Annotated in this window: 1 protein-coding gene; it reads right to left on the reverse strand. The window is 32.7% G+C overall.

All coding sequences use genetic code 11. The annotated features are described in order from the left end of the window. Positions 1–845: Rpn family recombination-promoting nuclease/putative transposase (locus tag ACRRVB_RS00680; RefSeq protein ID WP_432466099.1), on the reverse strand; the 845-nt coding region annotated here is incomplete at its 3' end. Between the last annotated feature and the right edge of the window lie 447 nt (positions 846–1292).

Below are 1292 nucleotides of genomic sequence, written 5' to 3' on the forward strand. Positions count from 1 at the left end.
CCTTCTTGTCTACCTTCTTGTCTACCTTCTTGTCTACCTTCTTGTCTACCTTTATGTTCTCCTTGTTGTATTAATTTTTCAGCTACAGACATGGCTATTTGTTTTAATTGGGGATTAGATTTTTTTATTGTTTCTAGTAAATCTGGGTTATCGTCTACCTTTAACATGTACAAAAATGCTGTATCCGCATAGCTAATATAACCTTTTTCTAAAAGGTAAACAATTAGATGTATATGATCAGAAAACCACTTCTTAAAATCTCTATAAATTCCTTGTTTGAGAACCATAGCAGCAAAAGCAGCCTTTTTATAGCTAAGCAATTCATCTTCTGAAGTGCTGTACAAGTCTACTAAATGAAAGCTATCAAACATAGATGATTTTGCTAACTCAGGATCAGAAAACATAGACAATAAACTAGAAGAACCTTTATAGGGTTTATCTCCGTTGTATAGACATATATTTAATATAACTGGAAGGGGTACATTACCGTTTTCTTTTAAATGTTGGCGTAGTAATTGAACGTTGTACTCTAGAAACCTTAGAGGCATATATGGATCTTCAGTAGACTGATGTTCTGCCAATAGATACAGATACCCTTCCTTACCATTTATATTGGTTTTGAAGACTAAATCAGATTCTCCTCTTCTCCCAACTGGATCTACATAGCTTTTATTTGTTAACGCTAATTTCTCTTTATCTATTTTAGAAAGCAGATCACAAGGCAAGTTGGCAGATAGAAAATCCAGCATTGCCTCTTTATTGCAAAACGTATTTTTAAACACAAAATCATGGGGCTTATCTAGTCCATTTTCTTGATCCTTTTCTTTGCTTTCTTTCTTGCTCATCTGATCAATAGGTTAGAATGAATCAACAGCTTTAAAATTATAAATATTCTTACAATTTTATTGAATGATAGGAAACGGAATACCAATTTTTCCGTATTGTCTCAATAATATTAAAAATAATAAGTTTATGATATTTTGTTTTTTGAGATCGAAATATGATACATTTTATGAACTATTTTAGGGAGGTATTTTAGCTGTCTCAACAAACGACCGTTTGTTAAGACACAGGTATTAACTAAATATATCGTACATTTTCGAACGATTTTTATAACCCCATTTTTCCTTATCGTGCTTTATTTTCACTTTCCTGACGGGACCCCTACTATTTTATAGGCCTACCAGTTTTAAGTTCCTCACGTCTACTTGGAAATGGAGCTTCTCTTTCATTTTCCAATGTATCAATAGCTTTAGAAAAGGCTTCTTCTGCCAGAGAAGCTAATGTAAGAC

Source organism: Candidatus Cardinium hertigii, from assembly GCF_050864855.1.
Taxonomy (GTDB): Bacteria; Bacteroidota; Bacteroidia; order Cytophagales; family Amoebophilaceae; genus Cardinium; species Cardinium hertigii_C.